This window comes from Streptomyces niveiscabiei, from assembly GCF_001419795.1.
GTDB classification, from domain to species: Bacteria; Actinomycetota; Actinomycetes; order Streptomycetales; family Streptomycetaceae; genus Streptomyces; species Streptomyces niveiscabiei.
This window is the reverse complement of sequence record NZ_LIRL01000697.1, coordinates 1-7,703: the sequence shown is the minus strand read 5'-3', so window position 1 is coordinate 7,703 and position 7,703 is coordinate 1. Positions and strand designations below refer to the sequence as shown.

Annotated in this window: 8 protein-coding genes; 1 reads left to right on the top strand and 7 read right to left on the bottom strand. The window is 69.8% G+C overall.

All coding sequences use genetic code 11. From position 1 onward, the window contains the following. A partial coding sequence (locus tag AOK24_RS30855) for a hypothetical protein (protein WP_055723329.1) occupies window positions 1–364 on the bottom strand: 364 nt, incomplete at its 3' end. 113 nt (window positions 365–477) lie between these two features. Here AOK24_RS30855 and AOK24_RS46545 point away from each other — a divergent pair. Continuing rightward, window positions 478–1,551: a HEAT repeat domain-containing protein gene (locus AOK24_RS46545; protein ID WP_079057076.1), complete on the top strand. Its 1,074-nt coding sequence runs from the start codon at window positions 478–480 to the stop codon at window positions 1,549–1,551. Between the two features lie 6 nt (window positions 1,552–1,557). Here the strand turns inward: AOK24_RS46545 and AOK24_RS30845 are convergent, their stop codons facing one another. From AOK24_RS30845 to AOK24_RS30825, 6 genes are all read right to left on the bottom strand, one after another. Further along, entirely contained in the window at window positions 1,558–2,370 is an 813-nt protein-coding gene (locus tag AOK24_RS30845) for a carbohydrate ABC transporter permease (RefSeq protein ID WP_055723328.1), read from the bottom strand. Further along, entirely contained in the window at window positions 2,367–3,260 is an 894-nt protein-coding gene (locus AOK24_RS30840) for a carbohydrate ABC transporter permease (protein WP_055723327.1), read from the bottom strand. The genes AOK24_RS30845 and AOK24_RS30840 overlap by 4 nt, the downstream gene beginning before the upstream one ends. After that, window positions 3,235–4,536: an ABC transporter substrate-binding protein gene (locus AOK24_RS30835; RefSeq protein ID WP_055723326.1), complete on the bottom strand. Its 1,302-nt coding sequence runs from the start codon at window positions 4,534–4,536 to the stop codon at window positions 3,235–3,237. Before AOK24_RS30835 ends, AOK24_RS30840 begins: the two co-directional genes overlap by 26 nt. Before the next feature lie 93 nt (window positions 4,537–4,629). Next, complete coding sequence (locus AOK24_RS30830; RefSeq protein WP_055723325.1) at window positions 4,630–5,721, bottom strand: LLM class flavin-dependent oxidoreductase; 1,092 nt, start codon at window positions 5,719–5,721, stop codon at window positions 4,630–4,632. Window positions 5,722–5,851: 130 nt separating this feature from the next. Continuing rightward, window positions 5,852–5,929, bottom strand: coding sequence for a putative leader peptide (locus AOK24_RS52820; RefSeq protein ID WP_368451344.1), 78 nt, complete (start codon window positions 5,927–5,929; stop codon window positions 5,852–5,854). Between the two features lie 136 nt (window positions 5,930–6,065). Continuing rightward, complete coding sequence (locus AOK24_RS30825) at window positions 6,066–7,484, bottom strand: S28 family serine protease (RefSeq protein WP_055723324.1); 1,419 nt, start codon at window positions 7,482–7,484, stop codon at window positions 6,066–6,068. Window positions 7,485–7,703 lie beyond the last annotated feature (219 nt).

Here is a 7,703-nt window from a genome sequence, read left to right as displayed (position 1 = left end):
GCGGAGTGCCGAGACCCAGCCCGAACGCGATCTCCTGCCACGTCATCTCCCGCCCTCGGGCCATCTCCAGCAACCCGACCTCCAGCTCGTCCAACTCGGCCCGCACCAACGGCAGTAGCGTCAGCGCGGCCGTGATGTCGGCCCGGTCGACGTCCTCTTCGCCCTCCTCCTTCAACGCCGCCCCGCTGAGCAGGAACGACACCAGCCGAACCGCCTCGTGAGGGGCGAGGATCGCGGGGTTGGTCTGCCGTGCGCGCTGCGCGTCCGTGGCGGCGTGCCGCTCGGCTATGCGGAAGAGGGAGGGGTAGACGCGCTGGGCGCGGGCCTGTTCGGCGTCGGGAGCGGTGAAGGGATCCGAAGTCATGAAGCCCAGCATGGGAGTTGAACGAAATCGCGTCAACTCCTTATGTTGAACGAGTTGTTGTCATGCGTGTGCGCGATGATGACGATCACCAGCCAACGACGGGGGAGCAGTACATGGATGCCGGCGCCCGGCCCACGGACGAGACGCGGGAGGCGGCCTACGACGAGGCCGTCGAGGCCCTCGCCGCAGCTCAGGACGAGGAGGAACGGCGGCGCCTGAGCGGTGTGTTGAGCCGCTTCGAGACCCTGGACCGCCACGTCGCCTCCCTGGCCCACCCTTCCGCGTACGTCCGCGAATCCGCCGCGATCGGCATCCAGTACCTCTGCTCGGTCGCGTACGGCCGCGAGCGCGACCCCGCGATCGACATCGCCCCGGTGATCGACGCCCTGATCCCCCTCATGGCCGACCCGGACGGCGAGGTCGCCTGGCGGGCGGCGGTCGTCCTGTCGATGCTGGGCCCCGAGGTCCTGGAACCGCTGCGCCGCGTACGGCGTGACGGGCCGGGGGAGTTGAGGGCGGACGCGCTGTCGGTGCTGGCGGCGGCCGGTGGCGAGGAGGCGCTGTCGGACCGTGACCGCGCGGCCGTGGAGCGCCTCGTCCGCGTCAAACTCCCGGACGACCGCCCGATCCCCCTCGACGTCTGCTTCAACGCCTGGATGGCCGTCCCCGGCGGCGACCGCGACGGCGTCGCCGAGGTGCTGGGCCTGTGGAACGGCCGCCCGGCGACCTTCGAACTGGGCCACCACGTCGTCTCGCACGACAGCCACGACGTCGCCGAGTACGGCAGGGTGTACGTCACTCCGGAGGTGGACGGGTGGACCCTGGTCCTCGGCCCCTGGGGCAACCCCGGCGACCCGGAGCGTGCCGCCGAAGTCGAGCGCCTCGTCGAGGAGTTGAGCGCCCGCTACGGCCGCGCCGAGGCGCACTACGAGAGCGACGAGGGCGGCCCCTCGGGCTGGCTGGCCGCCGCCGACGGCAAGGTCGTACGGCGTTACCTCCCCTCCTGGGAGGACGACGATGACGACCCCGACGACTGGCGGGACCCCTCGGTCACGCTCGACCCGGAGTGGGGCGTCAGCCCGCTCGACCTGCACGCCGACACCCCGGTGCGGGGCGAAGGCATGGTCGCCCTCACACCGCACGCCCGCCACAACACCCTGCCGAGGACGGGCGCTTACGGGATCTGAGCCGTCCTATCCGCGCACCGCCCCCGCCGTCAGCCCCGACACGAAGTGCCTCTGCAACAGCACGTACACGACCACCACCGGCACCGAGGCGATCACAACTCCCGCGAACAGCAAGGGGTATTGCGTGAGGAACTCCCCCTGGAAGTCCAACAGGGCCAGCGGCAGCGTCCGTTGTTCGTGGGAGCGGATGAACAGCAGGGGGTAGAGGAGGTCGTTCCAGTCCATCACGAACAGGAAGATCCCGGTCGTCGCGAGCGCGGGCCGGGTCAGGGGCAGCGCGACGGACACGAACGACCGCAGCGGCCCGGCCCCGTCCAACTCGGCGGCCTCGTACAGCTCTTCGGGGATCGTGCGCAGGAAACCGCCGAGGATGAACACGGCCGTCGGCAGCGTCATCGTCGTGTCCACGAGGATCAGCCCGACCAGGCTGTCGGTGAGCCCGAGCCGGTCGAACAGCACGTACTGCGGGACGATCGCCGCCTGCGCGGGCACCGCGAGCCCCGCGACCAGGACACCGAACACGATCCACCCGATCCGCCCCGGAATCCGCGCGCAGAAGAACGCGGCGAGACTCGCGACGGCCAGCGTCAGCGCCACCGCGCCCGCCGTCACGATCACGCTGTTGCCGAACGCGGCCCCGAGCCCGCCCTCGTCGATCGCGCGCCGGTAGTTGTCCAGCGTCGGCGCGGACGGCGGCGCCAACGGCGAGTCGAAGAGCTGCGGCAACGTCTTGAACGTGCCGAACACCACGACCAGCAAAGGGAGTACGACGGTCGCCGCGCCCAGCGTCAGGACCAGGGGTCGCAGGGTCTTCGTCATCGCGTCGCCCTCCGGATCGCCCGCCGCTGGACCCAGGTGAGCAGCGCGATGAGCGCCATGAACAGCAGGGACTGGGCGGCGGCGTAGCCGAACTGGTTGTTGGAGAAGGTGGTGTAGACCCGCGTGGAGAGCAAGTCCAGTGCCGGGCCAGGGGGGTTGCCGCCGAGCCCGAGGACCAGGTCGAACGCCTTGAAGGACTGCACGGTCGTGTAGGCGACGACGATCCCGGTCGCCGGAGCCACCAACGGCCAGGTGACGTACCGGAATCGCGCCCACCGCCCGGCGCCGTCCAGCTCGGCCGCCTCGTACAACTCCCGCGGTATCGCCTGGAGTCCGGCGATGAACACGACCATCATCTGACCCGCGTGGAACCACACCTGCGTGAGCGCCAGCCAGTACACGGCCGTGTCCGGGTTCCCCAGGTACACCGACTGGAGGCTCCCCAACCCCACAGCGCGCAGGCCCGAGTTGAGCAGCCCGCCGTCCGGGTCGTACACGAACCGCCACACGAAGGCGACGGCCACCGAGGACAGGACCGTCGGCAGGAAGAACAGCGCGCGCAGGAGGGTGGAGGCGCGGGTCGTGCGGACCAGGTAGAGCGCGAGGAGCAGCGCCAGCGCCGTCTGGGCGAGGACGACCACCACCATCAGCTTCAGGTTGTTCTCGGCCGCGTTCCTGAACACGTCGTCACCGGTGGCCAGTTGACGGAAGTTGTCCAGGCCGACGCTGCGGTAGGCCGCGCTGTAGCCGTCCCAGTCCGTCAGCGCGTACTGCACCGCCTGCACGGTCGGGTACGCGAAGAAGAACAGGTAGAGGGCCAGCGCGGGCACCGGGAACAGCCACAGGGCCCGCGCCGTACGGCGGTTACGCGCGCTTCTGGTCGATGACACGCTGGGCCTCCTCGGCCGCCTGCGCGGGCTTCTTGCCCCCGACGACGGCCACGGCCGCGTTCTCCACGGCCGAGCGGATGTCGAGGTTCAGGAACTGGAAGCGCGGCGCGAGCAGCGTCCTGCGGGTCAGCCAGGGCGACACGGCCTTCAGGTCGGCGTTGGTGTACGCGACGTCCTTCACGGTGACGTGCTGGCCCGTGCCGTTGGCGTAGACGGCCGCGTTCACCGGGTCGCTGAGGAACTCCAGGAACGCGTACGCCGCCGGCTGGACCTTGGACGCGCTGTTCACCCCGAGGATGAACGTCGCGTTGAACACGCCCTCGTACTTGGCCTGTTGGGCGGTCGTCGTGATCGGCGCGACCAGGTCGAAGGGGAACTTCGCCCCCAGCGCCCGCACCCCGGCCATCTGGAACGAGCCGGTCGCGAGCAGCCCCGCTTTCCCCGAGGCGAAGAGCTGCGTCACCGCGTCGGTCGTCGAACCGGTCGCGCGAGCCTGGAAGTACGGCGCCAACTGGGCGTACTGGTCGAGGGTCTTGAGGAACCAGTCGTCGGTCACCTTGTACGCGCCCGACTCGACCTTCGTGAACATGTCGTCGCCCGGCGCGTTGTTCATGACCATCGTGTTGAGCAACTGCCCCGCGTTCGCGGTGTCCCCGCCCGGCCAGGCGATCGGCGTGTACCCCTTCGCCTTGAGGTCGTCGAGGAGTTGGAGGAAACCGTTCCAGTCCTTCGGCGCACTCGTGTGACCCGCCTTGTCGAGCGCGTCGGTGTTGGCGAGCGGCATGTTGAACACCAACTGGTAGGGCAGCCCGTACTGTCGGCCCGCCTGCGCGCCCGGCGTGATCAGGCTCGCCTGATACTTGCCGACCACGTCCGTGCCGGTCAGGGGCGCGTACACACCCGCCTTCACGATCTGCTGGAACTGCGCGCCCCGGAACGCGGTGAACAGGTCACCCGTCTTCGAGCCCTGGATGCGGCGCAGCGCGGTCGACTGGTAGTCGGCGGACGGGGAGATGTCCTGCTCGATGTGCGCGTCCGGGTACTTCTTCGCGAACGCCTTCACCAGCCCGGCTATCACCGCCTTGTCCTCCGCCCGCCAGTGCGCGAAGGACACGGCCCCCCGCACAGCACCCGAAGTGGCGAGTGCCGAGGGGGAGTTGCTGCTCGCCGAGGAGGTGCCGCCACCGCCGGGACCGGCGCAGGCTGCGAGGCCGAGGCCCAGACCGGAGGCGGCGAAGAGGCGGAGGGCGGCTCGTCTGTCGAGCGTGGAGGACATGGCGCGGATCTCTCTTCTGGCGAAGTCGGCGGATGCGGCGGATGCGGCGGATGCGGCTGATTCGGCGAAGCGGGTGAAGCCGGTCAAGTCGGTTCAGGCAGTGGAGAGTTGGCGGGCCAGCAGCGGACGGACGCACTCCCCGAAGCGGATCGCCTCCTCCAGATGCGGTTGCCCGGAGAGGATGAAGTGCTCGATGCCGAGCGAGGCGAACTCCTCAATGCGCTCGGCGACTTGCTCATGGCTGCCGACCAGCGCGGTGCCCGCGCCGGGCCGGACAAGACCGAACCCGGCCCAGAGGTTGGGGTGGATCTCCAGCCGGTCCGTACGGCCCCCGGACAGCGCGGCCATCGCCCGCTGACCGGCCGACTCCGAGGTCCTGAACCGCTCGTGCGCGGCCTTGATCGCGGCCGGGTCGAGGCTGTCGAGGATGCGGTCGGCCTCCGCCCACGCCTCGGCGGCGGTGTCCCGGCTGATCACGTGCAGCCGGATGCCGTACGACAGCTCACGCCCCTCGGCCTCGGCCAACTCCCTTACGCGGCCGATCTTCTGGGCGACGGCGGCCGGGGGCTCGCCCCATGTCAGGTACGTGTCCGCGTACTTGGCGGCCACCGGGAGCGCCGCCTGCGACGAGCCGCCGAAGAACACCGGGGGCAGTTCGGCCGGCGGCTTGCGCAGCCGCCCGCCCGCGACCCGGTAGTGGGCGCCCTCGTAGTCGTACGGGTCGCCCGACCACGCCGTCCGCAGCAGGTCCAGGAACTCCCCGGTACGGGCGTAGCGCTCGTCGTGGGAGAGGAAGTCGCCGTACGCGCGCTGCTCGTCGGCGTCGGAACCGGTGACGACGTTGAGCAACAGGCGCCCGCCGGACAGGCGTTGGTAGGTCGCCGTCATCTGCGCGGCGAGCGGCGGGGCGATCACGCCCGGGCGGAACGCGACCAGGAACTTCAGCCGGGTGGTCTGCGGGAGCAGTGCGGCCGTCGTGAGCCAGGAGTCCTCGCAGTCGCTGCCCGTCGGGGTCAGCACGGCCTCGAAACCGGCCGACTCGGCGGCGCGGGCCACCTGCGCGAGGTAGTCCAGCGTCGGCGGGCGGGTGGTCGTCCGGGACTGGAGCGAGTCACGCGCGGTCACGCCGACCACGTCACGGTCGTCGCCCGTGGTGGGCAGGAACCAGTGCAGGCGCACGGTCATGGGGACTCCAGGAGGAGGGTGGTCACCAAGTGGGATGCAACGTTGAATCAACGCCCGGCGAAGATGGCACGGAAGCGTACGAAGCGGAAGGCAGAGGTGAAAAGAAGAACGCCGAACGCGGCGTGCGGGGTCAGCTACACAGCGCGGTGGCGACCCGGAGCAGGTCGACGTGCGCGCGCTTCACAAGCTCGACACCGGTGGATTCCATGGGCCGGGACTATACACACCGCCGGTGGAAGTGACGACGGCCGACCGGAATGTGGGCCGGTCGGCCGTCGGGGGTAGCTCTCAGGTGGCGGGGGTACTACGCGCCCCGCAGGTACTACCCGGGTACATCGCAGGTACTACGGACGCAGCGCCGGCTCCCTCTCGGCGTCCCGCACGTCCAGCTTCGCGTCGAACCGCGCCAGCGGCTTCGCGGCCTGGACGGCGGAGGCGGGGACGCCCGCCCACTCCAGGATCCGGGCCGTCGCGAACGCCTTCTCGTCGGGGACGAGACCCGCGACGTTCGCCCCGTGGTTCAGCCCCGGCGCGGTCAGCACGTACGAGTCCTTCGCGCCCTTGCCGACCCGGAACCGCTCCGAGCCCCAGGGGTCGTTCTGCCCGTACACGAAGAGCATCTTGCGGGCGTTGTGCCGCACCCAGTTGTCGACGTCGGCCATCGCGTGCCGGTCGAAGCGCGGGATGCGGACGCTGTCCGGCACGAAGTTCGACGGCGGCTGGTACCCGTACCGGACGTACTTCCGCTCGATGTGCGGGAAGTGGATGGTCGGCGCGCCGAGCTGCGAGGCCGCCTGGAAGTAGTACGGGGTGTACGGGTCGAGGCCCTGGTCCGTGTAGAAGGAGAACCCGGAGATCGCGTCGACCGAGTTCCAGATCTCGTCGTCCGTCGCGTTCTTCGCGTCCGCCGGGACCGTGTCGCAGTCGCTGAGCAGGCTGTACTGCCAGAAACCCCAGACGTAGTCGAGGACGACCGCCTCGTACGCCTTGTCGAGGCTGCCGACCGTACCGAAGGTGTACCCGTTGTCGGCCGCGTACGCCGCGTACCGCTTCTCCAGCGGCTCCCGCCGCACCAGCGCCTCGCGCTGCACCCCGTTCAGCCGGTCGCGGCACTCCTTGGTGCCGACGGTCGCGAAGAACCGGTCGTACGCCGAATCCTCGTCGTTCACCACGTCGTTGGGCGCCACGTACGCGACGACGCCGTCCATGTCGCGCGGGTAGAACCGCTCGTAGTACGTGGCGGTCATCCCGCCCTTCGAACCGCCCGTCGACAGCCACTTCTTGGAGTAGACCGGCTTCAACGCCTCGAAGATACGGTGCTGGTCGCTGGCGGCCTGCCAGATCGTCAGCTTGGACCAGTCGGCCGGCTCGGCGGGCCGCGACGGCGTGAAGTACCGGTATTCCATGGAGACTTGGTTGCCGTCCACGATCTGCGTGGGCTCGCGGCGGCCCGGCGTCGTGGAGACGTTGTAACCGCTTGTGTAAAAGACGGTCGGCCGGTTCACGTCCTTGTGCAGCACGGTGATGCGCTGCTCGAACGTCCCGGCGGCAGGGCGGCGGTGGTCGACCGGCTGCGTGTAGTTCAGCACGAAGAAGCGGTAACCGGGGTACGGCTTCTCCTGCACCAGGCTCATGCCGGGTATCGCGAGCAGCCGGTCTTTTATGTCGGTGGCCTCCGGTTCGGCGGCGGTCGCCGCCGTCGCCGTGCCCAGCGTGCCGATGAGCACCGTGAGCGCGAGCAGCCATCTGAGCGCCTTGCGCATGCGCGTGCACCCTCCCTGCATACCTGTGGAGTTGATGTGTGCGCCGGAAGCTATCGGAGCAACGGCCGTGGCACCAGAGGGCATAGGGCGCAGGGGTACCCGAACTCGCAGGAGAATCAGGCGAGATGACCTGATCTGCGAGCCCCCTTCACCCGCTGTTCCGCACCACCAGCCGGTGCCCCGCGACCAGCACCGCCGCCCCGCCCGCCCCCTCTATCC

Excerpts from the sequence above, each read along its gene's own strand:
- AOK24_RS46545 (WP_079057076.1), top strand. The coding sequence starts at position 478 with ATGGATGCCGGCGCCCGGCCCACGGACGAGACGCGGGAGGCGGCCTAC.
- AOK24_RS30845 (WP_055723328.1), bottom strand. The coding sequence starts at position 2,370 with ATGACGAAGACCCTGCGACCCCTGGTCCTGACGCTGGGCGCGGCGACC.
- AOK24_RS30835 (WP_055723326.1), bottom strand. The coding sequence starts at position 4,536 with ATGTCCTCCACGCTCGACAGACGAGCCGCCCTCCGCCTCTTCGCCGCC.
- AOK24_RS30830 (WP_055723325.1), bottom strand. The coding sequence starts at position 5,721 with ATGACCGTGCGCCTGCACTGGTTCCTGCCCACCACGGGCGACGACCGT.
- AOK24_RS52820 (WP_368451344.1), bottom strand. The coding sequence starts at position 5,929 with ATGGAATCCACCGGTGTCGAGCTTGTGAAGCGCGCGCACGTCGACCTG.
- AOK24_RS30825 (WP_055723324.1), bottom strand. The coding sequence starts at position 7,484 with ATGCGCAAGGCGCTCAGATGGCTGCTCGCGCTCACGGTGCTCATCGGC.